General features: G+C 59.1%; 23 protein-coding genes and 2 riboswitches. Of the genes, 11 read left to right on the top strand and 12 right to left on the bottom strand.

Annotated elements, in window-relative coordinates; genetic code table 11:
• Window positions 1-73: 73 nt before the first annotated feature.
• The 4 genes from HB676_RS25360 to HB676_RS25345 form a co-directional block, all read right to left on the bottom strand.
• Entirely contained in the window at window positions 74-406 is a 333-nt protein-coding gene (locus tag HB676_RS25360; RefSeq protein ID WP_213741195.1) for a hypothetical protein, read from the bottom strand.
• A complete protein-coding gene (locus HB676_RS25355) occupies window positions 378-4,256 on the bottom strand; it encodes an FG-GAP-like repeat-containing protein (RefSeq protein WP_213741194.1) in 3,879 nt (1,292 codons plus the stop codon). The genes HB676_RS25360 and HB676_RS25355 overlap by 29 nt, the downstream gene beginning before the upstream one ends.
• Window positions 4,257-4,546: 290 nt before the next feature.
• Window positions 4,547-4,939 carry a hypothetical protein gene (locus HB676_RS25350; protein WP_213741193.1) on the bottom strand — a complete coding sequence of 131 codons (393 nt, stop codon included), beginning with the start codon at window positions 4,937-4,939 and terminating at the stop codon, window positions 4,547-4,549.
• A gap of 371 nt (window positions 4,940-5,310) precedes the next feature.
• On the bottom strand, window positions 5,311-7,329 hold the full coding sequence (locus tag HB676_RS25345) for a hypothetical protein (protein ID WP_213741192.1): 2,019 nt from the start codon (window positions 7,327-7,329) through the stop codon (window positions 5,311-5,313).
• 312 nt (window positions 7,330-7,641) lie between these two features.
• On the opposite strand from HB676_RS25345, the gene HB676_RS25340 reads away from it, so the two are divergent.
• Window positions 7,642-8,577, top strand: coding sequence for a hypothetical protein (locus HB676_RS25340; RefSeq protein WP_213741191.1), 936 nt, complete (start codon window positions 7,642-7,644; stop codon window positions 8,575-8,577).
• A 72-nt stretch (window positions 8,578-8,649) separates the two neighbouring features.
• Here HB676_RS25340 and HB676_RS25335 read toward each other — a convergent pair whose 3' ends face one another.
• Entirely contained in the window at window positions 8,650-9,969 is a 1,320-nt protein-coding gene (locus HB676_RS25335) for a TylF/MycF/NovP-related O-methyltransferase (protein WP_213741190.1), read from the bottom strand.
• 494 nt (window positions 9,970-10,463) lie between these two features.
• Between HB676_RS25335 and HB676_RS25330 the strand changes: the two genes are divergently transcribed.
• On the top strand, window positions 10,464-11,657 hold the full coding sequence (locus tag HB676_RS25330; RefSeq protein WP_213741189.1) for a CoA transferase: 1,194 nt from the start codon (window positions 10,464-10,466) through the stop codon (window positions 11,655-11,657).
• Between the two features lie 120 nt (window positions 11,658-11,777).
• On the opposite strand, the gene HB676_RS25325 is transcribed toward HB676_RS25330, so the two are convergent.
• The 3 genes from HB676_RS25325 to HB676_RS25315 form a co-directional block, all read right to left on the bottom strand.
• Window positions 11,778-12,599, bottom strand: coding sequence for an outer membrane beta-barrel protein (locus HB676_RS25325; protein WP_213741188.1), 822 nt, complete (start codon window positions 12,597-12,599; stop codon window positions 11,778-11,780).
• Window positions 12,600-12,832: 233 nt separating this feature from the next.
• On the bottom strand, window positions 12,833-13,936 hold the full coding sequence (mtnA, locus tag HB676_RS25320; protein ID WP_213741187.1) for an S-methyl-5-thioribose-1-phosphate isomerase: 1,104 nt from the start codon (window positions 13,934-13,936) through the stop codon (window positions 12,833-12,835).
• Window positions 13,933-14,808: an S-methyl-5'-thioadenosine phosphorylase gene (locus HB676_RS25315; RefSeq protein WP_213741186.1), complete on the bottom strand. Its 876-nt coding sequence runs from the start codon at window positions 14,806-14,808 to the stop codon at window positions 13,933-13,935. Before HB676_RS25315 ends, mtnA begins: the two co-directional genes overlap by 4 nt.
• Window positions 14,809-14,903: 95 nt before the next feature.
• Between HB676_RS25315 and HB676_RS25310 the strand changes: the two genes are divergently transcribed.
• Window positions 14,904-15,572, top strand: coding sequence for a class II aldolase/adducin family protein (locus HB676_RS25310; RefSeq protein WP_213741185.1), 669 nt, complete (start codon window positions 14,904-14,906; stop codon window positions 15,570-15,572).
• 791 nt (window positions 15,573-16,363) lie between these two features.
• On the opposite strand, the gene crcB is transcribed toward HB676_RS25310, so the two are convergent.
• Entirely contained in the window at window positions 16,364-16,741 is a 378-nt protein-coding gene (crcB, locus tag HB676_RS25305; protein WP_213741184.1) for a fluoride efflux transporter CrcB, read from the bottom strand.
• Window positions 16,738-16,917, bottom strand: coding sequence for a hypothetical protein (locus HB676_RS25300; protein ID WP_213741183.1), 180 nt, complete (start codon window positions 16,915-16,917; stop codon window positions 16,738-16,740). The genes crcB and HB676_RS25300 overlap by 4 nt, the downstream gene beginning before the upstream one ends.
• A gap of 65 nt (window positions 16,918-16,982) precedes the next feature.
• A riboswitch (Fluoride riboswitch) is annotated at window positions 16,983-17,043 on the bottom strand.
• 235 nt (window positions 17,044-17,278) lie between these two features.
• Window positions 17,279-17,356: riboswitch (Fluoride riboswitch) on the top strand.
• Window positions 17,357-17,444: 88 nt separating this feature from the next.
• Between HB676_RS25300 and HB676_RS25295 the strand changes: the two genes are divergently transcribed.
• The 6 genes from HB676_RS25295 (at window position 17,445) to HB676_RS25270 (ending at window position 23,537) form a co-directional block, all read left to right on the top strand.
• Entirely contained in the window at window positions 17,445-19,253 is a 1,809-nt protein-coding gene (locus HB676_RS25295) for a DUF190 domain-containing protein (RefSeq protein ID WP_249780462.1), read from the top strand.
• Between the two features lie 5 nt (window positions 19,254-19,258).
• Window positions 19,259-19,636 carry an EamA family transporter gene (locus HB676_RS25290; RefSeq protein WP_213741182.1) on the top strand — a complete coding sequence of 126 codons (378 nt, stop codon included), beginning with the start codon at window positions 19,259-19,261 and terminating at the stop codon, window positions 19,634-19,636.
• 10 nt (window positions 19,637-19,646) lie between these two features.
• Entirely contained in the window at window positions 19,647-20,219 is a 573-nt protein-coding gene (locus tag HB676_RS25285) for a dual specificity protein phosphatase family protein (RefSeq protein WP_213741181.1), read from the top strand.
• A gap of 11 nt (window positions 20,220-20,230) precedes the next feature.
• Window positions 20,231-20,593: a hypothetical protein gene (locus HB676_RS25280; protein ID WP_213741180.1), complete on the top strand. Its 363-nt coding sequence runs from the start codon at window positions 20,231-20,233 to the stop codon at window positions 20,591-20,593.
• 207 nt (window positions 20,594-20,800) lie between these two features.
• Window positions 20,801-22,390 (top strand): gamma-glutamyltransferase family protein, encoded by a 1,590-nt coding sequence (locus HB676_RS25275; protein WP_213741179.1) that lies wholly within the window; start codon window positions 20,801-20,803, stop codon window positions 22,388-22,390.
• Window positions 22,391-22,406: 16 nt separating this feature from the next.
• Window positions 22,407-23,537, top strand: a complete 1,131-nt coding sequence (locus HB676_RS25270; RefSeq protein WP_213741178.1) for a murein L,D-transpeptidase family protein — start codon at window positions 22,407-22,409, stop codon at window positions 23,535-23,537.
• 204 nt (window positions 23,538-23,741) lie between these two features.
• Here HB676_RS25270 and HB676_RS25265 read toward each other — a convergent pair whose 3' ends face one another.
• The gene (locus tag HB676_RS25265) at window positions 23,742-24,182 is read right to left on the bottom strand and encodes a hypothetical protein (protein WP_249780461.1); all 441 of its coding nucleotides are present in this window, start codon (window positions 24,180-24,182) and stop codon (window positions 23,742-23,744) included.
• Between the two features lie 641 nt (window positions 24,183-24,823).
• Between HB676_RS25265 and HB676_RS25260 the strand changes: the two genes are divergently transcribed.
• On the top strand, window positions 24,824-24,967 hold the full coding sequence (locus tag HB676_RS25260) for a hypothetical protein (protein WP_213741177.1): 144 nt from the start codon (window positions 24,824-24,826) through the stop codon (window positions 24,965-24,967).
• 140 nt (window positions 24,968-25,107) lie between these two features.
• Window positions 25,108-25,488, top strand: coding sequence for a hypothetical protein (locus HB676_RS25255; protein WP_213741176.1), 381 nt, complete (start codon window positions 25,108-25,110; stop codon window positions 25,486-25,488).
• Between the two features lie 197 nt (window positions 25,489-25,685).
• Here the strand turns inward: HB676_RS25255 and HB676_RS25250 are convergent, their stop codons facing one another.
• Window positions 25,686-26,123, bottom strand: a complete 438-nt coding sequence (locus tag HB676_RS25250) for an NIPSNAP family protein (RefSeq protein ID WP_213741175.1) — start codon at window positions 26,121-26,123, stop codon at window positions 25,686-25,688.
• Window positions 26,124-26,216: the final 93 nt, after the last annotated feature.

Here is a 26,216-nt window from a genome sequence, read left to right as displayed (position 1 = left end):
CTTCCGGTTGCGGATCGAGGCTATCGAATGCCACCCACGCGCATGGTGAGTAGCGGTTCAGGATTATTATTGATCAGCAAAATTTGCAGCCATGAATCTGGCGGGAGACGCACTGACCGTTTTCGATGGTTCGGTGGCGGGATATTGTTGATTTCAGGAATACATTTGGGCGCAACGACTTGTCAATGCAGTGCGCCCCGTCCGGCTGTCGCCAACCACTTTGTTCTTTCTCCAGTTCCGGGAAGGCAATGGTTGGAACGGCACCGTTTCGTTTCAGCCCGCCCCAAGCTGGCAGCGCCGGCTTCACGCCAAGTCGGGAAAAATCGGGCGCGGCGGCGATTGCCGTGCCGTCCGTCATGGCCAACGTACGAAAACCGTCATGCATGAATGATGAAGTTGCTGGCATGCAAGTCGGCGATCTTGACGTTGGCCAGCATGATGCTGTCGTGGTTACCGAGGTTGATCATTGTATCGTGGCCGCCATTAACGGCCTGAAACAGCGATTGGGACACCCCCGCCTGGGCCTCGGTCAAAAGCGTCTGCAACTGGCCAGCGTTGGCGACCGATGCGAACCCATCCAGCTCGATCGTGTCCGAGCCTTTGGCGTTCGCAATGACATCGGTGCCGAAGCCCGGCTTGAACACGAATGTGTCCGGGCCCGATCCTCCGATCGTCACAGCGATCGTCTGCGACACAGTACTGTTCGTGCCGTTGGCCTGATGGGCCGCAACGGTCACATCGTAAGACTGGGTAATCGTCTGGACAGCAGGGCCGGAATCAAAATTAAAATGCCACCCTATCGTCTCCTGTCCGCTGGCGGTATCGACAGCATCCACGGTGAAACTACCGAGGTAGCCGGCCCCGCCATTATGCGGCGAGACGCTCGCGGTCGGCGTGCTCACGGAATCGGTTTCGTTGAACGACAACGTGCCGCTGGCGGCATTCGCGGCCGGCGGATCGATCGCGATGGTGCCGCCATTTCCGTCGCTGGAGAGTGAAAACGTGGAATCCGTGTAATTGCCGGCCAGCAGGATGTTTGCGACGTGACCTTGGGCATCGGTGATCGTCAACGTGCCTCCGGTGGAATTGCCGATGAACGCACTCACCGTGTCTGGCCCGAACGCGATGTCTTTCAGATCGATTTGATCCGAGCTGGATAAATTGCCGTTGCCGGCAAGATTAAATATTTCCCCGCTGAATGTGGCAGAATGGTCGAGTATCAGCGTACCCGTCGAGCCGCCGAAGCTTATCGCTTCGGAAGAGGCAGCGGTCAATTCGAGCGTCGCGCCTGCGGCAATCGTCCCGGTGAACGTTACAGCGCCGCCGAGCAAATCTGCCTGCTGACCCGCCGCGTCATTGAGTTGCACCGAGGAAACCGTTACCGAACTGCTCAGTTGCAGATTGGGGCCCATCGGGGCGCTCAGGGAGACCGCATGGACGGACGAGCCCTGGATCTCCCAAAGGCTGGCGGCGCCGCTGGTACTGATCCACAACAGATCGCTGTTGGCGTCACCGGCGAAATTGCCGACGGCCGCGAGGTGCCACTCCATTCCGTACAGTCCGGAAGGGTTGATGACGTCGGCGATCACGCCGTTTGCCATCTGCCAAATCTGCACCTGGTTGGTAAGGCTATTCACCACGACAATATCGGACGTGCTGTCCGCGGCGCCGCTGAAATGTCCGACACCGGCAACTTCCCAGCCGGGACCGACCTGACCGACATTTGCGAAAAATCCCGAAAGATTCGCGCCGTTCATTTCCCAGGTCGCAAAAGCCCCTGACGTGCTTTCCCACAGCACATCGCTGTGGCCGTCGGCGTTGAAGTCGCCGACCGCGACGACGTGCCATGCGGACCCCATCGCGCCATTCGAAACGGCGAAGCCAGCGAGCGCGGTCCCATTCATGGTCCAGACCGCCGCCTGCCCGGAGGAGTTCGTCCACAAAATATCCGAATGGCCGTCAGCGTTGAAATCACCAATGCCGGCAACTTGCCAGGCAGTCCCCATCTGGCCGGCGGAGACGCCAAAGCCTGCAAGGCTGGAGCCATTCATTTCCCAAATTGCGGCCTGTCCACTGGCGTTGGTCCACAGCAGATCGGCATTTCCGTCGCCGTTGAAATCTCCGACGCCATCCGCGGTCCAGGCCGCGCCCATCGATGCGCCGGGAACAACGGACTCGGTCAATCCAGTGCCACTGCCGAGCCAGAGCACCACGCCGCTTCCGTCCTGCCAGGCAAGATTTGCGTTGCCACCCGCCTTGAAATCACCTGCGCCAATGAGTCTCAAATTCAAGTTGAAATTAAGCGCGTCGGCGACGGCCGGATCGACCTGTACCAGCCCTGCCCCACTCACGGCCGAGTTCGCCATCGGCAGCGCGCTCTCCTCCATGATCAGTTCGACCTGCGCCGGGGTCAGGGTCGGATTGGCCGACAAGATCAGCGCGGCAACGCCGGCCAGGCTCGCCGACGCCGCCGAGGTGCCGTAGAAATCGCCGAGGTTTCCGATAACCGTCGTCGCGATATCGTCCAGGCCGGAGACCGTCACCGGGCTGAGCACATCAGGCGAAGACAGTCTCGTGCCGTTGTTGGCGAACAAAAGCTCGCTCCCGGCTCCCGATGACGAGAAGCTTTCGTTGATCGCGGGATTGAAGCCAAAGGCCGGCGTAGCGGCGACACTCACCGCGCCTGCGGAGATGGCGCCGGGTGTCATGGCGTGGCCGACGACAGTGCCGGCATTCGCACCGCTGATCGTCGCCGGTAGACCGTCGCCCTCGGTAATCTCCTTGATCAGGCCGGGATTGGGCCCGGACAGATTCTCGATTGCGATCTGGTAAGTCCCCGAAGCGCTGAACGGCACCATCACCAGGGGGTTGTTGAGTTCCTGGCCGGAGTTCCGGTTCGAATATTGGCCGATCAGGGTGCCATTATGAAAAACCAGAACCTGCAGATCGGCGGTAGCCGCACCGTAGGGCTGATCCCATTCCAGCACCAAAGGAACGGTAGCCCCGGTTCCTTCGGTATTTATCGTGACGGTCTGGATGCCACTGCCCCCGAAACTTTCCGCATCCGTAAAGAACGTTCCGTCGAACGACCCCGATATCGGCGTCCAGGCGGCCTGGTAACCGTTGCTGCCGTCATTGCCGGCCGCGGTAACGTAAGTGACGCCTTCCGCTTCCACGGTCTGGATCGCCTGCGCCACCACGCCGTTCTGGAAGAACGGCTCATCGCTATAGCTCACATCGTCGACGATGACCTTGGAGCCCGCGGCCGCCAGCGCAAGAATACCGTTGGCAAAATCCTGCTCGCTGTTGAATGCAGTGTAGAATGCGAGGCTGGCGCCGGGCGCGATGTCGTGGATGATCTGCATCATCGCGCGGCCTTCATCGGTGCCGCCCGAAGCGAGATCACTGATCACCTGGATATTGGAGGCGGACGGCAGCGCGCCATTCGCCTCGTCGGCGACAGCGCCGCCGAGATCGTTGAAGCTGTCCGAGAGTACGCCGACCTTGATGCCGGCGCCGGTGCCGCTCGAGCCACTCTCGTCGAGCGCCTGCCGCACCTGGGCCGCGGTCGCGCCGCCCGACCCGACGCCGGCGTTGGCGATAGGCGATCCTGTTTCTGAATTCTCCAGGCTCATTGGAACGGCCGCGCTCCCGGCGAGCGCAGTTGCATCCGATCCAGCGTGAGATATTTGCTGTGGGACGACGGCTCCGGCAGCACCGCCAGGGCCAATACCGGCTTCCGCGCCGTGAATCCCGAAGAGAGCCGGCGTCAGGCTCGCCAGAGTGGCTATCGCAGGTACCGGCGGCGTCAGAGCGAACAAAGCGGCCGATGTCGCCACGAAACTGCGGTCGATGGGCGGGGCTATATGGAGACCGGTGCTGGGATAGCCGCCATTAACGTCTTGCCCGATGACGCCACCAGAACCCATGCTGTGTTCGTTGACAGGCACATCAAGGGAAGCCACCGCCAGACGCGCCGGATCCAATGAGCCGTCAGACGAGGCGAACAAGTAGGCTGACACGCCTTCACTGACGTTGGCGGACTCATCACCGCCGGTCGCGGCAAGCACAGTCCCCGGATCGCCCGGGGAAACAAGTGAGGATAGGACTGACGGGCCGAGATCGTGCGATCCCGGAATTTGCCAGCCGGTTTCTCCGTAGCCGGCATCAATGTCGTAATCGACCAAACCGGCCGCGGGCGCGACCTCGGCGGGGACTTCCGAGATATTCAAGTCGAAGCGAACTTTGATCGACATTTAATGCAAGGCCTCGCGGACCAACCGAAACCGGACACGGAGCCTGACGGATTTCACTCCGAACTGATTCGATCCGCCATGCCGCTTTCCCAGCTTCCCTTAAACTCCCGTGCCGATCAATGCTTGGACAACCTCTGGTTCTCCACAGCTCAGCATGGAAGTACATCGCAATAACGAGTTGTTTTTCATCGATAAACCTCGGGTGGGGTACAGCCCAAGGTCTTTCCCGCGCAATCGCCGAGATTGGCGCAATGGCGATAATGATCGCCGCTACCGGGAGATTCGACGCGCTAGCCTGCAGCGACGATCAGCGTCGCCGGTACACCTGGCCAAACGAGCGTCACCGCAAGAGCGGCAAGAACCAGAGACGCGAAGAAGGAAGGCACCAGTCGGATCTTGTAGGTGAGCGCTTCTCCCAGCACAAAGAACACGCCCGAGAAAAAGATAAACGCAAACCCGTTCATGCGGCTGAACAAACTGAGCATCATGACGAACACAAATAGTGCGAAGACGGAGTCCAGCGCCATGACCGCTTTGCGCGCGCGCCACAGGTAGCGAGGAACGTCCGGGATTCTTGGAAGATGCCCAAACGGCCGCCTTACGCCGGCGCCGTACAAGGTGAAGACCAGTTGGGTACACAACAACGCAACAACCAAACCCGCAGTGTCTAGAAAATCCGACATTGCAGCCGCTCCAGGTTGACGAGAGCAATATGTGATTCGAGATTCATTATATAATGAAGTAGGTAAAATAGGGTTAACAAACCCCTAAGAACGCGAATTTATTGGATTGTCTGACAGGCGATGCCGCAGCCGGCAAATCTCAGCCGATCGGGCAACGGGACGCAAAGTGCGTGGCAATCGAACCCGCGTCCCAGGATTGCCGCTTCAAGCGATTTTCAGCCTGCCTCTGCCCCACGGCGAAAAGCGCGAGGGTTCGCTGCACCCGGACCTGATTTTGCTAGAGGTTTATCGGTTCTGATTGAAGCAGAGCCGATAAGCCTCCACCCTTTTGTTTTGACGCGTTTTCTTCACGCGAACTGGTATCCACTGCTCTACGCTGCGGTGCGCCGCGCCTCGGATGGCGATGCTGTCATGGCACCGCCCTCGGGGAGACCGTTCAGACACAGCAAGGCGCTGCTACAATAATCCAGACATTCTGACGACCGGTTCCTCAGCCGAAAGTTGTTTACGGTTGTCAGCGCTGCGACCGCCGACCACAACAATCCCGCAAACATCGCCAGCGGCAATCTTGCGGCTGACGAAGGCCACATAAAGCGGAACAGGAATCGTTCCCTCGACCTCAACCGGCGCTTGACCCTGCCCCCGGCAAAACTGGCGTTCAACCGAAGCCCGAGCCAGTTTACAGGTAGCAGGTTCTGGACCGACTGCGCCAGTTCGATTGAAAAATTACCTTCATAATCTTCCGCACTGCGGTTCTCGATATAAACCGCGATGGTCCCATCAGGCTTGATGCACTTCTCAGCCCACTCCAGCGCTTTCCGCAAATTCGGCAGTTCTGTCCGGCGGACATGCACCAGGATATGATCGAACTTTTGATCGGCCAATATGCCGTCTCCAGCCCCGGCTGCCTGATCTGAAATGTCATATCCGGACGCCGGGATCGCGGCCCCCGATACAAGTTCTTCCAGGCCAAAATGACGTTCGATCGGCATATGCTTTCGCAGCGAAAGCAATAGAGGACTGGTGTCGTCGCATACCAGCGCATTCTTTTGACCGGCGTGGCCCGCAATCGAGTTGATCCAGTTCAGAATCAGCCGGGAATCGAGCCAGAGATAGTGCCAGATCGGAACATCCGGGATGACCCCGATGTTACGGCGAACGAATCCGATCAGAGCGGTATAGAGCTGGAGCAACGATCTCCTGAATTCGGCAGATCGATCCCTTGCGGGGGGAGCTTCCACACCCGAGCTGGGCTGAGCAAACAACCGGGCCTCACTGGCAATTTCCGGCGGAAGCACCGGTGCGACACCGGGAAATTTGGTCGAAGCCCACGCCTGAACCCCTGAGGTCCAATAGAAGTGATCGACATGGTCCGGCGGCGGTGTCATGTGTCGATTCAACTCCGACATGAACCTCGCCGCCTCTGCGCGAACTTGCGCCAGTCCTGCCGGCAGATCGCCCGATCGGAAAACGACATCCACCTCGGCGAAACGCCGGTGTTCGCGCGTCGCCCAACTGGACAGTTCAGCGGCGATCTGTTCCGGCGACGTGTATGCACATCGCAGGTAGCCTTTCTCCTGCTCCGCCGATTGCAACTCGAGCATGAAGAACCCATCGGAATCGTCGATGATCGAAAAATCCCCCGACGGAACCAGCTCCGGAATGAGCCCGTAATCGCAATAGGAGTTCACAAGCCCCATCGGCACTTCGGGCTTGATCGCCAGCATGAAGATCAGATGGTAACGGCCCAGCAGCGTCTTCCTGTCGACTTGCCAGTAGATCTGATTGTGATTGGTGCAGGTGACGAAATCCTGCGTGACCGTCTTGCCGATCACGGTGGGATGCAGATTGTCGAATGCCAGTTGCACCATCGGCCGTGGCGACATGGTCAATGTGCCACTGGCCTGATCGACTGCATCGATCAGCACGGGAACGACAGCCTCGGAACAGGCGCGCAGCGAAGGCGCCATGATGGCGCGATGCCCCTCTCGCAACTTTGCGACCAGCGTCTTGAGCGAGCCCTCCGCCAGAACGAAGTCGGAATTCATGAAGACGAAATGCGTATTGGTTTGCTCGGGCCCGCTGTCGCGAATTCCGCGCGCATAGGCCAGTGTCAGCGTGACGCCGTAATTTCCGTTGGTAATCAGATCGTCGATCAGGATGTAGCGAACCGTACAAAACGCCTTCAGCTTGTCGAGGTAATCCCGCTCTTCGAACTTGTCCCGGCTTTCCATCGAAGTCATGACGACGATTTCGAGATCGGTTTCCGCCGCCATGAACGGAAGGTTGCCCGCCGCCAGATATGACGGCAACGACACCTTCGCGAACTCCTCGATGTATCGAGTGCCCCAGATAACCGTCAAAAACCTGACTTTTAGCCTGTCGCTCATCTCTGGGATCCGCATCCTCGGGCTTGCAGATTTATTGCTGCGGGACAAGAGCGGGCCGCTTCCCGCCGGAACCGGCCCACACGGCCAAATATCACATAATCGGCGGCGCCATTGCTCTTATTCCGGGCCACGGAAGCATCGCTTACAGCTTCCCTGCCCAAAGTCTAGTGCTTCGGCGTCCGAAGTCCCGGCCAAGCTTCTATTGCAGAATGAGAGACGGCGTGGCAATTCGGAGGGCTAATTCGCCGCGACGTTTTGTCGTCGCCATCGCAGGGCGTGTCCCCCACCGGGGTGCGCGGATGCAAGCGCAGATTGACCGAGAAACCGGAGGCCTATCCCTCTGAGGCTCGAGAAGGATATGCCATGGGATCGTCTCCAAAGACCCTTGAACGGCTGAAGCATCTCACCGCGACGGGAGCCTTGCCCCCGGGGAGCAGCATCTGCGACATCGGCGCAACCCAGCTGTTTGGCGACAAGGACCAGCAGGCTTCCCGTGCTTTTCTTTCCTTTTATGCCGATCGGTTTCCCGGGGCCAAACGACCGGAAGATGTGCCGCCGGAAGCTCTTCAAAAAATTGCCGACAACGGATTTCTCGGAGACCTGCTCCTGCTGGCGGGTTTTCAGTACAAGGCGCTCGATATTTTCCACGCCACCAATACCATTCTGTTCGATCTGAATATTCACGAGCCCGGCCCGGGTCTGATCGAGCAGTTCGATCTGGTCATCAATCTCGGCACGACGGAGCATGTCTTCAACCAGCTCCGGGCGTTCCAGACCATCCACACGCTGACGAAAATCAATGGCGTTTGCTATCACGACCTGCCGATGGCTGGGTATCTGAACCACGCGCTGTATCGCTATGATCCGCTTTTCTTCAGCACCGTCCTGCCCGCGAACCGGTATGCGTTGCTGCTGCAGGAAGTCACGCTGGGCGCGGAGCACGCCGTTCCCGATGCATTAAAGACCATGGGCTACAGGAATGCGACCTTCACCGACGTCGGAGTCGAGGTGGTCTACAGACGCACCTCTTCCGATCCGTTCCGCGTACCGATGGAAACCTCGACCTCACTCTCGATCGATCCAGCTTTTGAAAAGATCGTGCAAAGCGACCTCGTGCGCATGCCAACAAATGCGGACGTTCACTACGGAACAAGCCTTTCTTTCGATTCTGTGAGCTTTGTGGATTTAACGCGCGTCTGGATTTCCCGGCTGACGCAAGGCGTGCGGCGGCGGATTTCCCCGCGTTAGCTCGCGATCCTGCGCGCGACCGGACCGCGATCGCGACACATTGGGCTCAGGCCATGGACCGCCGGTCCCGACCTAACCGGTCTTGATGGCCAGCCGTCCGCTATAATCGATACGGTTAAGCAGCAGCGGCAGATCGTGCGCGGAAATGTATTCGTCCACGGCCTGACGCGCACCTTCGAAATGGCCGTAATCGTCGATGATCAATATTCCATTGCGGGCCAGACGCGGGAAAAGATGCTCCATTTCATGTTTGGTCGATGCGTACCAATCGGTATCAAGGCGTAGCAAGGCAATATCCGGCGGAGCTCCATCCGGAATGGTCCGCTCGACCATGCCTTTGACAAAATGCAACCGCTCCTCCGGATAGCCTGTCGAAAGAATATTGGCGCGTACATCTTCCAGGCTGGCCTCGGCCCAATGGCTGCTCTCTTCGCTGGTTTGACGGGGAAGCCAGCCATCGATAGCTCGGTTGCCCCATACGTCCACGTCCTTTGTCTCGTCGGGACGTGGCAGTCCTTCATAGGTGTCGAACAGATAAAGGTCGCGATCCGTGCGTCCCAGGGCCAACAAGCGATGAGCGACCAGCATCATGCTGCCGCCTCTCCAGACACCGCATTCAACAATGGCCCCGGGGATTGCTGCCCGCTCGATAAAGTCGACCGCCTGGTAGAGCGCATGCATCCGCTCATACGAGGTCATGGAAAATGCTCGAACACGCTCGGCAAGTACGCGAAATTCGGGATCGGTATCCTTCAGTCCGGTTTTTCCATGATACTGAAAAGCCGCTTGTTGATGATCGAAACCATGCTCTTCCTTGAGCGTCAGTTCGCCGTAACGGCGTTCGATGTCGGCCGGCACAGGCTTGCCCAATATCAGCAGAACCTGACGGTAGCGTCCAAGGGTGTCCACGCGCTCCGGCTCATTTGCCAAAGAGAGCTCTAAAACTTTTTCTTCCCATTCCGGTCGGAACGAAATGCCGCGCTCGGTTAATGACGAATAAAGCTGCAGCCCTTCAGTCAGGCCGCTTTTGCCATCGAGAAGCAGGACGAGCTGGATTTTCTCCTCATCCGTCAAGCCTTCGGTCGGCAGACGGTTCGCCACTTCGAGGAGCGCTTTTGCCTCGGCCGCAGACAGGGCTGCCTTGCCCTCTCCAGCGCGCAAGGATTCCAAACGTTCGCGCATGTCCTGACGATCGGGGTGAGCAGCCACCCCCAACTCCAGGACCCTGATCTCCCACGCCTTCGGGAAAGGCCGTCCATCTGCGGCGACCGAATTGTAAAACCGAAGGGCTTCATCGAAAGTGGCGCTTGGAGTGAATAGCCGTTTATATAAGCGCCGCTCGGTCCAGTTTAAAAAAGTCGTGTCTTCGCTATCTGGCTTATCTTTGAACAACGGAACGTTCCCAACGCTATGGAAGTCATGGTGCTGCGCCGACAGGTTTATCCACTACTGTCCGGAGCCGGGCGGTTTTTCGCCGGTTTCAAGGAAACATTCGCTCGCCCGGCTGTCAACGGAGCGGAAATGCCCCTTGCTCTGATGCACCGGCGGTCATTGCCTTTCGTTGCCCTATAGATATGGGAAACAAACATCTGGTTTGAATCCATGTTGCTATCGAGTGAAGATCGCCAACGCAAGAGACGCTATGAGCGCGTTGGTTAGTTCGCGTTGCGTGTTACTCGGGATCGAGCTTGGGCCGCTGCTTTGGAACCCGCTCCATTCCCCTCTCCGCCCCTGCTCCAGCGCCTTGGGCGCCCGAATTCGCGAAAACGGATAGCTGGCTTGCAGGGTCAGAATCCGATGCGCTGCCGCATGACAAGAGGCGCGGTTTCGGCGATGGTGCGCCCGCACCATGATCGCCCCGCCTGATCTCTACCGGAGTTTTCTGAATGTCCTTTCCGCGCGCCTCACAGGCCCTGTCCCGCTTTACCGTGCTCGATCTCACCCGCGTCCGGGCGGGCCCGACCTGCGTGCGGCAGTTGGCGGACTGGGGCGCCAATGTCATCAAGATCGATGCCCTGTTGGGGGAAGCCGGCGGTGAACAGCTCGGCGGTCCCCGCCGTGGCGCCGACTTCCAGAATTTGCACCGCAACAAGCGCGCGATGGCGCTCAGCCTGAAGGATCCGAGGGGGCTCGAAGTGTTCATGCGTCTCGCCGCCAAGGCCGACGTGATTGTCGAGAATTTCCGGCCCGACGTCAAAGACAAGCTCGGCATCGATTATGAGAGCGTGCGCAAGGTCAATCCGCGCATCGTCTATGGCAGCATCTCCGGCTTCGGCCAGGACGGCCCCTATCACAAGCGTCCGGGCTTCGATCAGATCGCCCAGGGCATGGGCGGGCTGATGTCGATCACCGGCGCACCGGGCGAAGGGCCGATGCGCGTCGGCATCCCCGTGGCGGATCTCACCGCCGGCCTGTTCTGCGCGATGGGCATCCTCACGGCGCTGCTGGAGCGCGACGTCTCCGGCGAAGGCCAGTGGGTGCAGACCTCGCTGTTGCAGGCGCAGATCTTCATGCTGGATTTCCAGGCCGCGCGCTGGCTGATGGAAAAGGACGTCGCCAAGCAGGCCGGCAACAACCATCCGACCAGTATTCCGACCGGCGTGTTCAAGACCTCGGACGGTTATATCAATATCGCCACCACCGGCGGGCGGATCTGGGAACGCTGCGCGCAGGCGCTCGGCGCGCCCGAGATGATCACCAATCCCGATTATGCCACCTCGGCGGCGCGCTCGAAGAACCGCGACGCCATCAACAAGGAAATCAATGTCCTGACCGCCAAGAAGAGCACCGAGACCTGGGTCACGGAGCTCAACGCCGCCGGCGTGCCCTGCGGGCCGATCTATTCGATCGACCAGATGTTCGAGGACGACCAGGTCAAGCATCTGGGCATCGCGCAGGACGTGCCCAATGCCGAGAACCGTCACATCCGCCTCGTCGGCCAGCCGTTCACGCTGTCGCGAACCCCGAGCAAGATGGTGGCGGCGCCGCCGGAATTCGGCGAGCAGACCAACGAAGTGCTGGCCGAGTTCGGCTTCAGCACCAGTGAGATTGACGGCTTGCGCGAAGCCAAGGTGGTGTGAGGCAACTCGCGCCCACTTCCGAAAGCCACATCAACAGCAGCCAAACAAAAGCCCGGCACCAAGCCGGGCTTCCGTTTTTGAAACCTGTTTTTTTAAACCTGACAGCCCAGTACTTGCAGTTCAGTACTTGGCTATCACCGGGTCGCCAAATCTGTAGTTCACGCCGACTCTCAAGATATTGTCCGTGATGCGTGAACTGAAGCCGCCGACCAGCGCCGTGGTGCCGGTGGGGTCGGCCAGGTTCGATGTAAACGTGCCGGAAACCTTGCCAAGGTCGAGATACAGATATTCGAGCCGGGCCGTCCAGCCGCCGCCGATCGCACCCTCGATGCCGCCGCCCGCGGTCCATCCCAGTTTGTAGTTTTGCGATCTGGTCGCGCCGGAAAGTGTGCTGTCGGCATCAACCTGTCCGTAAGCAAGACCACCGGTCGCATACAGCAAAACTGTTGGTACGACCACGAGACCGACACGCCCCCGCACCGTTCCAAAAAAATCGATGCGCTGCGTTTCAGTCGCCGAAACCGCCGGACCAGGGATCGGAAAAATACCGCCGAGCAGCGTCGTTGTGCAAACACCGGCCGCGCAGGTGTAGGAATGGCTGTTGCTCTGACCGGTGGCCTGAATGTCTCCCTCCAGACCCACAAGCCAGTTTTGCATCTGCAAATTATAGCCGATCTGAGCGCCACCACTGACGCCGTTCATCCTGGCGTTGACGCTATCGGTAAACACAGGGGGCGTACCAAGTGTGGAGGTATCCGAAGATCGACCCCACCCGTATCCGACGTTCACGCCGGCATAGGCTCCCGACCAATCGTAGACAGGGGTGATATAGGCCGGCGTCTTGTTGTAGGGCACCGCCCCCAGATCCGCCGCGGATGCCAGGCCGGTGCCGGCAAATACACCGGCAGCAACCGCCAGCGCAGCAGTGAATTTTTTGAACATGAATTTGTCCCTCAACAATCGACGGGAAAATACCGGATTCCTCAACCAATCCTAGCTCAATCGAGACTCTCCGACGGTTCCGGTATTCGGAATTCAACGAATCTCGACGGCTGTTGCCCAAACAGCGCACTCGCGAGGTGATATCGCGCCACAACCTGGGTAAATTCAGCCGCTTTCGGCGCTATGGTCAAAATATCACTCCGGCGACAAGCAGTTGATCCAACTCGAAATTATCAGGGAACCTGTTTTTGGTTCCGCTCGGGGAACGCTCCGGCCAGCGCGGCGCGATCCGCAGCGAGTACCCCGCGTTCGGTGATCAATCCCGTCACGAGTCGCGCCGGCGTGACGTCGAACGCGTAATTGGCGACTGGTGATCCTTCCGCGACCACGCGCACCGTTTCGATCCGGCCGTCCGCCGTGCGTCCCCGCATCATCGTGACTTCGTCGGCGTCGCGCTGTTCGATCGGAATTTTCTTTCCGTCAGAAACCGAAAAATCGATCGTCGGCGACGGCAGCGCGACATAGAACGGCACTTCATTGTCGTGCGCGGCGAGTGCCTTCAAGTACGTGCCGATCTTGTTGCAGACGTCGCCATTGGCGGCGACCCGGTCAGTGCCGACGATCACCAGATCGACCATGCCGTGCTGCATCAGATGGCCGCCGGTGTTGTCCGGGATCACGGTGTGCGGCACACCGTGATGCGAAAGCTCCCAGGCCGTCAGCGAGGCGCCCTGATTACGGGGCCTGGTTTCGTCGACCCAGACGTGCACATCCCAGCCGCGATCGTGCGCCATGTAGATCGGCGCGGTCGCCGTCCCCCAATCGACCGTCGCGAGCCAGCCGGCATTGCAATGGGTCAGCACGTTGATCCGGTTGTTGGCCTTCTTCGCGCGGATCTTTTCAATCACCGCGAGGCCATGCGCACCGATACTCTTGTTGATCTCGATATCCTGCTCGGCGATTTCGCCGGCGCGCGCAAAGGCTGCGGCCGCGCGCGCCGAAGGCGGCAGCGGCGAGAGCGCCTTGCGCATCTCCTCCAGAGCCCATTTCAAATTGATTGCGGTGGGGCGTGTGACGATCAGCCTGTCATAGGCCCGCGCCAGCGCCGCATCCGAGCTATCGGCGCGCATCGCCAGCGCCACACCATATGCAGCCGTGGCGCCGATCAGGGGCGCACCGCGCACCAGCATCGAGCGGATCGCTTCCGCCGCCGCGTCGCAGTCGGCGATATCGGCGACCACGAATTCATGCGGCAACCGCCGCTGATCGATCGCGCGAACCGAAACGCCATCAGGCTCGACCCAGATGCTGCGGATATGGCGTCCATCGACCTTCATGCGCGCAACACCCGTCCGGCTACCGCATCGAGCTTTTTCAGCAGTTCCGGATCGCGCGCTTCCGGCGCTGTGATCAGGGCCGTGTCCAGCGCGCGGTCGGAACCAACAGGGCACGGCTCGTGCTCACGCGGAAAGTCCCTCGCCAGACGCGCGACCAGGCCCCTCGCCTTTTCGGCGTTCGAGTTCAGCACGCGAATGATGTCCTGCACCGTGACCGCGTCATGATCCGGATGCCAGCAGTCGAAATCGGTGACCATCGCGACGCTGGCGTAACAAATCTCGGCCTCGCGGGCGAGTTTGGCTTCGGGCATGTTGGTCATGCCGATCACCGAATAGCCAAGGCCTTTGTACGTCAGGCTCTCGGCCAGACTCGAGAATTGCGGCCCCTCCATGCAGACATAAGTCCCGCCGCGCGCGAATGCGATGCCCTCGGCTTCGGCCGCGGCGGCCAGATGCTGCGACAATCGTGGCGACACCGGATGCGCCATCGACACATGCGCGACACAGCCCCGGCCGAAGAACGAACTCTCGCGTTTATGCGTCCGATCGACAAATTGATCGATCATGACAAAGGTGCCGGGCGGCAATTCCTCCTTGAAGGAACCACAGGCCGACAGCGAAATCAGGTCGGTGACACCAGCGCGCTTGAGCACATCGATATTGGCGCGGTAGTTGATGTCGGATGGCGACAGCCGGTGACCCTTGTCGTGCCGCGACAAAAACACGATCGGCAGGCCCGCGATGCTGCCCCGGCGCAGCGCCGCCGACGGCTCGCCCCAAGGGCTTGATATCACCTCGTCGCGGGCATCTTCCAGGCCCGGCAGATCGTAGATGCCGGAGCCGCCGATAATGCCGAGTACGGCCTTTGTCATGAGGTATTCCAACTCTGTTTCAGGTTCGCAAGCCTGCGAATGTTCGACTATATTGCGGGGCAATAATCAACCATTGTTCTCTGCAAGGAAAGTTGATGCCAGCCATGAACGACCGGGTGAAGCGCCAATCCATCATCGACGCCTGCCTGCGCATGAACAGCCTCGGCATCAACCAGGGCACCTCGGGAAATATCAGCCTGCGCCACGAGGACGGCCTGCTGATCACACCGACCGGCACGCCCTACGAAACCATGCAGCCCGAGCAGATCGTGTTCATGAAGCTCGACAGCACGGTCGAGACTAACCAGCGCCCCTCCAGCGAATGGCGCTTTCACCGCGATATAATCAAAGCGCGGCCTGAAGTGAACGCGGTGGTCCACGCCCATCCTCCTTATTCCACCATTCTGGCGATCATGGGCATGGCGATACCGGCCGTGCATTACATGATCGCCTGCGCCGGCGGCGACACCATCCGCTGCGCGCCCTATGCGACGTTCGGCACCGAAGAACTGTCGCAACACGCCGTCGCTGCGCTGGAAGACCGATCGGCCTGCCTGCTGGCGCATCACGGCATGATCGCGGTCGGCGCCTCGCTCGACAGAGCGATGTGGCTCGCGGTCGAAGTCGAAACCCTGGCGCGGCAATATCACGGCTGCCTCCAGATCGGCACGCCGCCGCTGTTGCCTCGCGACGAGATCGAGAATGTGATGGGCCGGATGGCGGGATATGGTCACGCGGAGGAGCGATCTTGTAGGATGGGTTGAGCGCTTGCGAAACCCATCGGCTTGTTCACTATGTGATGGGTTTCGCTGCGCTCTACCCATCCTACAGACTTCGTATTTCATGATCGTCATTGCGAGGCGCGAAGCGACGCAGCAATCCATCCAGCAGCCAAGGAAGTGTGGATTGCTTCGCTTCGCTCGCAATGACCGCGTCCTACCCGCAACACATACCTCCGCATTCCCGCGGCCCATCACGCCCGAGTCATGCCTGAAATCTTCCGCCCTGAAATCAGAGGGCGTGGGGAATGCCGGGTGCCCGCTGCACCCGCAGCCCCCTGTGCAACAAAAAAGCACAGGGGTAGAAGCCACAGGTACACCGGGATCACCCGGCATTCCCGCACGCAATGGTTTTAACGGTTTCCTTCGCGCTCTCCCCGGTGATCGGGCTCTTTTGTCACCGTCGCCTCGCGCAGTCTTCTGCGCGAAACTTGACGCCAGCGTCGAGGCGTCAGGACCACACGACCTCGCCGTCCGTTATCAGCGCTTTCGTCAAAGGCGCTGCTAACGTCCACCGCATCCCATCCCGCGTCCGTGACGATCGCGAAACGCCCCTCATGAGGGACGAGACGCGGTGATTTTGCCTTTGATTTGGGGTCGCGATCAACAACGGCAGTTGCGACTGATTAACGCGACGGGCAAATCACGCGTGCGCGCCGTTTTTGCAGTGTCAATCCATAAATTTGTGGGCGATCGGAAACGTCTGCTTCGGTACGCATATTGGACTCAAGTCGGACATCTTCATGTCCGCCAAACCCGAAATTAGATTCGATCAATCAAAGCCGGGTGAGATAAAGGCCTCCGCCAAAAGCGCTGATCGACAGGAGCACCGAACCAATCATGTACAGCAGCGCAGCGCCGAGTTCTCCACGTTCCATCAAATAATAGCTGTCCAATGAGAACGTCGAGAACGTCGTGTAGCCGCCACAGATGCCGACGGTGAGAAATATCCGGACTGCTTGCGGCACGTCCCACCTTGTCGCAAAAAGACCGAGGAGGGCGCCGATCAGGAACGAGCCCGTGACGTTAATGATAAAAATGCCCCACGGAAAATCTGATCCGAAGACTTTACTCGATCCGATTGCCACCAAATATCTGGCGACTGATCCAATCGAACCGCCAACCGCGACCGCGATGATGAATTGCAGGTTCATTGTCCTGCCCGCCGGGTTGCAACCCACCACTCAAAACCCCCGGCAACTAAACCCGCCACGAAAGTTGCGGCGACAAGAGAGCCAGGTGCGTCGCCAAGAAAAGCGATGAAGCCAACGATCCAAAGCGATCCGACCAGCCAAAGCGCGATTGATAAAGAATCTGGAAGTTTATCCATTTGCCACCCCTCTGTTGGTTAGGGGCAACGAGACCGGCGGTGCGCAAGCTCCTACCGGCGCGTTGCGCCCGGTAGGAGTCATCAGCCTCTCGGCGGTTATCGGGGGACTCCATCCCCATCAACACAAGAAAAATACGCCAGACTTTTTCGCTCGGCAAGGCTGCATCGCAACCCCGACTGTGACCCGAACACGCTCTGCGCCAGAAACGAAAACCGTACGCGCAACCCGCGCGACGATACATAAATACGTGCACTGCAACGAAAAGAACGGACACCCAAGTCATTTCTTGCGAGGCGTAATTTCTGAGCATCCGGTGCCTAACAAAGTAATATTGACAGTATTGCTGCCCTATCGCTAAGTGATGATAACGGTAATGGATTCTGCCGGGCCACTCGGGCCGAACCGCTTCCAAGAGAAGCTGATGACTCCTACTTAATTCGCCTCTCGCGCGAAGGAGTAGGGTCATGTTTTGTTTTTTGATATCATACTTTGGGTTCGAAATCGGCGCTGCCGCGGGCGGTGCGCGATGATGTCCCCTTCGGGCTTTATCGGCCTCCGCTTCGAGCAGTTGCGAAGCCTGATCAAATGGATTGGCATTGTTGTGCCGATGGCTGCGGTCGTCGGCTCCTTATGCGCCTTATTCTTATGGGGGTTGGATAGAGCGACCCAGGCACGTTTTAGTTTCCCCTGGCTCATCTACGGAATGCCAATCGCCGGTTTCCTGATGGTGCAGGCCTATCAGCGCTTCGGCCGATCGGCCGAGGGCGGCAATAATCTGATCGTCGAACAGATTCATGAGCCCGGCGGCGGCGTCCCGCTCCGCATGGCGCCGTTCATCCTCATTACCACTGTATTGACCCATCTGGTGGGGGGCTCCGCTGGTCGCGAGGGGACGGCCGTGCAACTGGGTGGCAGCATTGCCAGCGCCTTTGCCAAAACGTTCAAACTGTCGCCTGCCGACATCAGGATCGTCTTGATGGCCGGCATTGCGGCCGGCTTTGGCGCGGTGTTTGGAACGCCTATCGCGGGCGCCGTGTTCGCCCTCGAAGTCCTGACAATCGGGCGCATGCAATATGAGGCGCTGCTTCCCTGCCTGATGGCCGCCATCGCTGGAGACTGGAGCTGCCACGCCTGGGGGATCGAACACACCCATTACTCCATCAACTATCTTGCGAATGTCTCGGAAACGTCAGGGTTTCATTTAAATGCCCTGCTGCTGCTCAAGGTGGTGGCAGCAGGCGTCCTATTTGGTTTGGCCGCTCGCTTCTTCAGTGAATTTTCTCACTTGGTAAGCGCTGCATACAAAGCGATCTGCCCATACGCGCCGCTTCGGCCGGTTATTGCCAGTGCCATATTGATTGGTCTCGTCTTCGCCTTGGGCACGCGCGAATATCTTGGCCTCGGCGTGTGGTCTCCTAATCCAGCGGATGCCACCATCGCGGGCTTTTTCCTGCCTGGTCGGGTCGATCATTGGAGCTGGCTTTGGAAAACGATTTTCACGGTCGTCACGCTGAGCAGCGGTTTTAAAGGCGGCGAGGTAACGCCACTGTTTTTTATCGGCGCGGCGCTTGGAAATGCGCTTGCCGTCGTCTTCGGCGCGCCGTCCGACTTGTTCGCCGGCCTTGGGTTTGTGGCTGTCTTTGCCGGCGCCACCAACACCCCGCTCGCCTGCATGATCATGGGCATTGAACTGTTTGGCTCTCTCCACGCTGTCTACATCGCAGTCGCCTGCTTTGTTGCGTATCTCTGCAGTGGCCATTCCAGCATCTACATGGCCCAACGCCTTGGTACGCCCAAGACGGCGGCCGCCTTCATTCCTCCCGATCTGTCGGTGCGCCAGGTTCGGGATCTGAACGTCCAGGCCTTCGGCGACTTCGTCGACCGGGTTCAAGCGCGATCAAGCCGCCTCCCCCTTCCAACCAAGAAAGTAGAAAACATGGCTCGTCATACACTCACGCATAAAGAAATTGGCATGGTTCGAATTTATCTGAAGCCGCGCGAAAAGGCAGTGGGCACGGGCAGTCGTTTATTTGGCGGCCGGCCGCTCTACCGCGAGCTGGTGATCCAGGCCAAGGCGGCCGGCATCATGAACGCGACCGCGCATCACACCCATTTTGGTTACAGCAACCGCGGCAAGCTGGAAGATGAAGGATACGAAATATCAAACCCGGACCTGACGATGTGCGTGGAACTTATTGCGCCCCGCGCCGAGCTCGAGGAGTTTTGCCGCACGCATGGCGACATGCTGAAGCGCAAAGTTATCGTTTACAAGCATATCGAACACTGGGACCTGACAGGCGACGTAGTCAAAATAGATGAAGCGTTGCGAGCTTAACCGGGGTGAAGAACCTGCTCACCTCCTGGGTCTTCGAGAACGTCAACTCTGACTTTGCGACGTTTATCCAGACCATCGTCATTACGCTGGCTGCCAGGCTTATCGTCTACGGAACGGGACACTGGCAGCAGCCGTCCACGGTGTCGGCAAAGACATGGCTTTTTCTGGTCTTGTCGGGTGCAGCGATCGGCGCCTCCTGGATCTGTTATTTCCGGGCTCTCAAGCTTGGCGATGCGGCGCGCGTTGCGCCGATCGACAAGCTCAGCGTCGTATTCGTGTCGATCTTCGCGGTCATGTTCTTCGGCGAGCGGCTGAGGCTGCCAAATTGGCTGGGCGCGCTCATGATAACCTGCGGCGCCATATTGATCGCTTACCGGGTTTAGTTGGCGGTCGATGCAAAGCCGAACAAATCAATGGCTCAAGCGACTCGGCGCAGTGGCCGGAGTTATTATCGCGCTCACCGGCACGTGGGCGGGATACCTGCGCTTAAGTGGCAACTTTCACGCAGTCGAAGAAGGCGCCATCTATCGATCGGGACAACTCAGCGGTTCGCAATTCTCAAATCGCATCCGCGAGAACGGAATACGGACGATCATCAACCTGCGCGGCAACAATGCCGGCAGTCTCTGGTACGATGACGAAATGAAAGCTAGCGCCGCAGCCGGCGTAGAACACGTCGACTTTCCCATTTCTGCGAGTCGAGAGCTGACCAATGATCAAGTGTCTCAGCTATTGGGATTATTGAGAACATCCGCCCGGCCTATCCTTATTCATTGCGAAGCTGGCGCCGACCGGACTGGCTTGGCCTCGGCACTTTATAAATTGGTTGTCGAGAAACGCCCGCCATCTGAGGCCGCGGCACAACTCTCCTTCCGCTACGGTCATTTTCCATGGCTGGGTAACAGCACGATCGCGATGGACATCACGCTTGCGCGGGTCGTCTCGCCAGCCATCCAAATACAGTAAGCAGGTGGATAATGGCGCGGATCGGAAATGCCCGGACAATTGCCGATATCGAGTATGTCGTTGAGCCACCCGGTATCGGAAGCGATGTAACAACCTGGACGTCACACGGCGTCAACTGCTCGATCGACCGGCATCGATTCAGTGGCCAGGACTACGCTTTCCGGTTTGAAGTCATGGACCTTCGTCTGGACGATCCCCCGAAACAGCGTTGGCATGTGGTCATCATTAACGAGGTTTGGCAATTCCGCGATGCCAAAACGGATTCGCGGGGTAGCAAATCACTCAGGGTGCTTCGGGGAAAGCCAACAGATGTCTTGAACTGGATGCGAAAGCACCGGGAACTAAAACTGCTCAAAAAAACGGATTTCATGTGATGCCCGGTACAGGTCGCCGGAATTTCGCCCGCACCTGCCCCCATCCGGACTTGCCTTGCGAAAGCCACCGGCTACAAACTCCCAACAGGAAAACCGTCAGACGCCGGAAGGATTCTATGCCATTACGCCCGGGGGTTCCGCAGCGGTAAAACCAGTGTTTCCTGGATTCCTCTAAAATCAGCCTGACCAATGAAGAGGACGGACTTTATGCTCAATACGCCTCGCTCCCGCCGCGGCATGGTAACCTCCCCGCATCATCTTGCCAGCGAAGCAGGCTTGCGCGTGTTGCGCGAAGGCGGCAACGCCATCGAGGCCACGCTGGCGATGGCGGCAAGCCTGCCGGTGGTCTATCCGCACATGAATTCGATCGGCGGCGACGGGTTCTGGCTTATTTCAAAAGACGGCAAGCCGCCGATCGCGGTGGACGGCTGCGGCGCCGCCGCCTCGGCCGCGACCGTGGAATTCTACAAGGCAAAGGGCCTGACCGAGATCCCCTCGCGCGGCCCGCTTGCGGCCAATACGGCCGCGGGCACCATCTCGGGGTGGGCCGAGGTGATCAAGATCAATCAGGAGATCGGCGGCAAACTGCCGCTGTCGCGACTGGTCGAGGACGCCGTGTGGTCGGCCGAGAACGGATTCGCCGTAACATCAGGACAACAGGAACTGACCGAAACGAAATTACCCGAACTCAAGGATTCTCCCGGCTTCATTGAAACATTCTTGCTCGACGGCAAGCTGCCAAAGGCCGGCCAGTTGATGAAGCTGCCGGCGTTAGGCGCCACGCTCAGACGGCTTGGCCTGCACGGCGCGATGGATTTCTACACCGGAGAACTGGCCAAGGAGATCGCCGCCGACCTGAAGCGCTGTGGATCACCGGTAACGCTCGAAGACCTGACCTCGCAAAAGGCGCAGCGGCGCGAGGCTCTTTCGGTCGGCGTGAAAGATGCAACGCTGTATAATTTCCCACCGCCGACGCAGGGCCTCGCGTCGCTGATGATCCTGGCAATTTTCGAGCGCCTGAACATCAAGCAGGCCGAAACGTTCGAATACCTGCACGGCATCGTGGAGGCGACCAAGCAGGCCTTTCTGGTGCGCGACCGGATCGTCGGCGATCCCGCGCTGATGGTGCAGAAGGCCGAAGACTATCTGAAGCCCGAAATTCTCGATCAATTGGCCTCGAATGTGTCGCCTGTGCGCGCATTGCCATGGCCGGTGCCGGCCAATCCCGGCGACACGGTCTGGCTCGGGGCGATCGACAAGGATGGCATCGCGGTCAGTTTTATTCAAAGCATCTATTTCGAGTTCGGCTCGGGCTGCGTGCTCGAGAATTCCGGCATCGTCTGGCAAAATCGCGGATCGAGCTTTGTGCTCGAAGGCAATGGTCCGCGCGCGCTGAAGCCGGGACGCAAGCCGTTTCACACGCTCAATCCGGCAATGGCGCTGTTCAAGGACGGAAGGCGAATGGTGTATGGCAACATGGGCGGCGAAGGCCAGCCGCAGAGCCAGTCCGCCATCTTCTCGCGCTACGCGATGTACGGTCAGGAATTGCAAGCTGCGATCACCGCGCCACGCTGGTTGCTCGGCAAGACCTGGGGCGACGCCACCGTGACGCTCAAGCTCGAGGGCCGTTTCGACCCGCGCGTGGTGCAGGCGATGCGCGACGCCGGGCACGATATCGAAATGCTGGCCGACTTCACTTCAACGATGGGTCACGGCGGGGCCGTGGTGCGCCATTCCGACGGCCTATTCGAGGGCGCGACCGACCCGCGCAGCGATGGTGCGGCGATGGGCTTCTGACGCCGGAGGTAGTGTCATGATCTGCGCCGCGTTGCTCCGCGCGCTCGTGCTGACGGCGGTTCTTGCCGCGGGGGTGATGCCGGCCGCATGCCTTGACGACAACAGCAATCTGTTGCCGGGCAAGGCCACAAAGGAGCTGCCGCCCGAGCTGCTTTCGCTGCTTCAAGAAAAGAAGATGCCGAAACATTCACCCATCATCTTGCGCATCTTCAAGGAAGAGGCGGAGCTTGAAGTCTGGAAACAGGACACGTCAGGGCACTTCGAGATCCTCAAGACCTATCCGGTCTGCCGGTGGTCCGGCGATCTTGGCCCGAAGCTTTACGAAGGCGACCGGCAGACGCCGGAGGGATTCTATTCCATTACGCCGGCGCAGATGAATCCCAACTCCAGCTACTATCTTGCGATCAATACCGGCTTTCCCAACAGCTTCGACAAGGCGAACAACCGCGCCGGCAGTTTTCTGATGATTCATGGCGACTGCTGGTCGAGCGGTTGCTACGCCATGACCGACGAACAGATCAGCGAGATCTATGCGCTGGCGCGCGACGTATTCGTCGGCGGCGCGCCGTCGTTCCAGGTCCAGGCCTATCCGTTCCGCTTGACGCCGGCGAACCTGGCGCGGCATCGCAACAGTCCGAACCTGGCGTTCTGGGAAATGCTCAAGATCGGCAACGATCACTTCGAGACGACGCATCTCGAGCCGAAAGTAAATGTGTGCAATCGCAGCTACGTCTTCGATGCGCAGGCTCCCGCCAACTCACCTGGTCCCCTCGTGTTCAATCCCACCGGTAAATGCCCCGCCTTCGTCGTGAACCCGAAAATCGCGCCGATGGCGCAGGAGAAACAGCGCAGCGACGCGATGGAATACGCGCAATTGGTGAAAGACAACGCGCCCACCACATCAATTTACAGCGGATTTGACGGTGGAATGAACAAGGCATTCCTCGCCCAGTTTCCGGGCAGAGTGAGGCTTGCGATGGTGATGCCGTATGCATCCTACCTGCCGCAACTGCCGCCGATCCCGTGGGTCGACAATGACGGTTCGCTGGCGAATAAATGGTTTGGCACCATGTTCGCCAAACCGGTTGGGTGCGATCCGGCTCATACCGGCTTCCTGTCGAGCGTCCTCGCAGGACACCAGTGCTGAACCGCCGGGTCTGATCAGATCGTAGGATGGGTAGAGCACTTGCGAAACCCATCACCTTGGCGCGCGACGCCAATGTCACGAAGATACGATGGGTATCGCTGCGCTCCACCCATCCTACGGGCTGAACCGCTTTGTATGCGTCCGGCGGCTTCAAACCGGCGCCATCCGGCGTCGAGGAAATCACAAAGCGGTTCTTCAGCGCAGCTAGAGTGGGGTAACAGTCATTCCACCCAATCCAAGCGAAGCCTCGAAGCCCGCTTGTACGCCTCGCAATTCCAGAACAACCCCGTTTGCGTTCTGCAATCGTGCAACCTTGGCACCGCCGACGACGGCGATTCCGGCGCCAGCGGCACTGTAGGTTCCATAGATATCCGCGGGACTTCGCAAATTATAAGCGACACCTGCATATCTGGTTTCCGCGACGCCGATGGTGCCAACACCGATGCCGCCTACTCTGAAGTAAGCGATGTGGCCTTGGTAATTCAGAACTCCTTTTCCGCCGCCTCCGCCGATGATAAATCCGGCTTTGAAAACTCGCAGACGAACGGTGCCGGTGCCCGCGTAAGATTCCGATATCGACATCAGCATTGCGGCCGATACGACAACGGCTAAAGATATTTTCTTGATGCTAGTGAAACGCGGCATTTCCTGTTCCTTTTTGCAGTGTGCAGATGGCGTATGAACGACGAAGCCTGGACTTTTACGCGACCTTCTTGATTAGCGGCGGCTTCCATGAACCGTCGAGGATGCCCTGCTTGCCCCAGTAGGCGCGGATGTAGAGGGAGAAATGGTCCTCCGGCGCGGGCAGCTTCATTCTGTTGGGAAAAGACGAGGCCTTGCGACATCTGACCGGCGAACATCCGGATGGCTTGCAGGCCTGCACGATAGGCGGCGCACAGTTTCTCGATGATCGAGATTGAAACGCGCATCCAACACTTGACCGACTTAGCAACTGGCATAGGTCTGTCTGTCCACGGCGGAGACGATTTTTGTTTTGGCGTTGCTCCGTCTCGATCCTAGCCCGGTTCCGCGCGGAAGGGATGTCCAGTTTGTGCCAAACTTGCCTCCGGGATGCGCGCAATCTTCGTTTGATTTGGGGGGACGACAACGATCCCGATTTGCGAAGGCGGCCTAGACTCGGTGACAATTCTGGTTAGAGTAGTGCCACCCCACGGCGTGCCGTAAGCACGTCGTGAAGCAAACCGGCACGACGGGACCCTGCGCCACAGGCTGCATGGGTTTGGGCATCATCCCAACAAACGGCGAAATGCGCCGGACCGTGCCCCATGACGACCTCCGACGACCACACCACGCATCCGCGTCTCGCGCCCTTGGCTTGGGTATTCGCACGCTATGGCAATTTCACGCTCGGCGGCGGCAGTGCCACGACGGCGGTTCTGCATCACGAGTTGGTCGGAAAGCGGCGATAGATACCGGAAGACCGCTTCATGCTCTGTTTTGCGCTGGGCCGCCTCACGCCCGGAACCAATCTTCTCGCCTTCTCCACGGGCGTCGGATGGCTGTTGCGCGGCATGGCCGGTGCGGTCGCTTCTCTAAAAGGGAGCCGACAATGCCAGCAGAGATAGAGGTTAACGCTTCTGGCGAGGGAGTTGAGTTTAAAATAGAGGACGAGCAAGGTGCGCAAGCACAATTCCGGCTCGACCGCCGCTTGACGACAGCGTTAGTCGTTATGGGCTTGCAAGAACTATCACGTCTCCCACCGCTTGAAGGTGAGTTGCTCCAGGACCCAGAGCGCCCTTTATTGCAGGGCCGCCCATCTTTTCAGGTAGCCATCGACGAGAGTGGGGATGCCCTCGTGGCGTTTCGTCTTCATCCTCTATCGACCATGAACTTTCTGTTTGACGACGAACTTTCGTCCAAGCTCTTGCGCGAACTCTCGGAGGTCCTCGCAACCCCGCGACCTGCGCGCGTTCAACGCAACAAGAATTAATATGTGCAGGGATACCTCTGGTGTTTGCTTCGCGTCATTTGCGGAAGTCGGGTCGCGTCCCCCGTTTGTGGGCTTGTCGCCCGGCCGGTTCAATCCAAAGAAAAGCCGCCCGAAGGCGGCTCTCCATTCAATCCGATATAGTGGGTCGAACCATGCATCCTCAGGCCACCAAGCGAGCCCCCGGCCCGCCCGTTGCTCTACCTGCCCGGAGAATAATCCGTCATCTTCATGAAGATGCGCTCCGGGGGTTTCACCAGGATTTTTCCATCGGACTCGCTGGCTTCGCGAGCCTGGACCCACTCCGGATCCGCCTGGAATTCCTTCCAGTTCTTGTCGGCCGCTTCCTGACTATCGTGCGACAGAACATAAATCAGCGTGTTGTCTTTTCGCGCGTCGTCGGTGGGAATCCAGTAAATCTCGCTCTTGATGCCGTGTCTTGCGAATAGCCGTATGGTGTGATCGGCAAATCGTTTGTTGAGCGCCGGTAGCCGCCCCGGCAGCGTCGTGTATGTTCTGAGTTCATAAACCCGGCTGCCCGCATCCTTCGACTGAGCCAGTAGACGCTCTGCTGAGAATAAGCAGAAGCCCGCTACCAGTAGTGCGATCGCGCCTCGGATCGTCTTTTTTGGATTCATCGTTGTTTCCTCGTTTATCCGGTATTTCACAAATGGCATTCCGGAGTGGAGGAACGATAGCAGACGGAATTATCTTCCGCATGCCTCTTGTCG

The sequence above is a fragment of the Bradyrhizobium sp. dw_411 genome (genome assembly GCF_018449695.1).
Lineage (GTDB): Bacteria > Pseudomonadota > Alphaproteobacteria > Rhizobiales > Xanthobacteraceae > Bradyrhizobium.
This window is presented reverse-complemented; position numbering and strand designations above follow the sequence as displayed.

Coding starts and splice junctions, on each gene's coding strand:
- HB676_RS25360 (WP_213741195.1), bottom strand. CDS start 406: ATGCCAGCAACTTCATCATTCATGCATGACGGTTTTCGTACGTTGGCC.
- HB676_RS25355 (WP_213741194.1), bottom strand. CDS start 4,256: ATGTCGATCAAAGTTCGCTTCGACTTGAATATCTCGGAAGTCCCCGCC.
- HB676_RS25350 (WP_213741193.1), bottom strand. CDS start 4,939: ATGTCGGATTTTCTAGACACTGCGGGTTTGGTTGTTGCGTTGTTGTGT.
- HB676_RS25345 (WP_213741192.1), bottom strand. CDS start 7,329: ATGAGCGACAGGCTAAAAGTCAGGTTTTTGACGGTTATCTGGGGCACT.
- HB676_RS25330 (WP_213741189.1), top strand. CDS start 10,464: ATGTCCTTTCCGCGCGCCTCACAGGCCCTGTCCCGCTTTACCGTGCTC.
- HB676_RS25325 (WP_213741188.1), bottom strand. CDS start 12,599: ATGTTCAAAAAATTCACTGCTGCGCTGGCGGTTGCTGCCGGTGTATTT.
- mtnA (WP_213741187.1), bottom strand. CDS start 13,936: ATGAAGGTCGATGGACGCCATATCCGCAGCATCTGGGTCGAGCCTGAT.
- HB676_RS25315 (WP_213741186.1), bottom strand. CDS start 14,808: ATGACAAAGGCCGTACTCGGCATTATCGGCGGCTCCGGCATCTACGAT.
- HB676_RS25310 (WP_213741185.1), top strand. CDS start 14,904: ATGCCAGCCATGAACGACCGGGTGAAGCGCCAATCCATCATCGACGCC.
- crcB (WP_213741184.1), bottom strand. CDS start 16,741: ATGAACCTGCAATTCATCATCGCGGTCGCGGTTGGCGGTTCGATTGGA.
- HB676_RS25300 (WP_213741183.1), bottom strand. CDS start 16,917: ATGGATAAACTTCCAGATTCTTTATCAATCGCGCTTTGGCTGGTCGGA.
- HB676_RS25295 (WP_249780462.1), top strand. CDS start 17,445: ATGATGTCCCCTTCGGGCTTTATCGGCCTCCGCTTCGAGCAGTTGCGA.
- HB676_RS25285 (WP_213741181.1), top strand. CDS start 19,647: ATGCAAAGCCGAACAAATCAATGGCTCAAGCGACTCGGCGCAGTGGCC.
- HB676_RS25280 (WP_213741180.1), top strand. CDS start 20,231: ATGGCGCGGATCGGAAATGCCCGGACAATTGCCGATATCGAGTATGTC.
- HB676_RS25275 (WP_213741179.1), top strand. CDS start 20,801: ATGCTCAATACGCCTCGCTCCCGCCGCGGCATGGTAACCTCCCCGCAT.
- HB676_RS25270 (WP_213741178.1), top strand. CDS start 22,407: ATGATCTGCGCCGCGTTGCTCCGCGCGCTCGTGCTGACGGCGGTTCTT.
- HB676_RS25265 (WP_249780461.1), bottom strand. CDS start 24,182: ATGCCGCGTTTCACTAGCATCAAGAAAATATCTTTAGCCGTTGTCGTA.
- HB676_RS25260 (WP_213741177.1), top strand. CDS start 24,824: ATGACGACCTCCGACGACCACACCACGCATCCGCGTCTCGCGCCCTTG.
- HB676_RS25255 (WP_213741176.1), top strand. CDS start 25,108: ATGCCAGCAGAGATAGAGGTTAACGCTTCTGGCGAGGGAGTTGAGTTT.
- HB676_RS25250 (WP_213741175.1), bottom strand. CDS start 26,123: ATGAATCCAAAAAAGACGATCCGAGGCGCGATCGCACTACTGGTAGCG.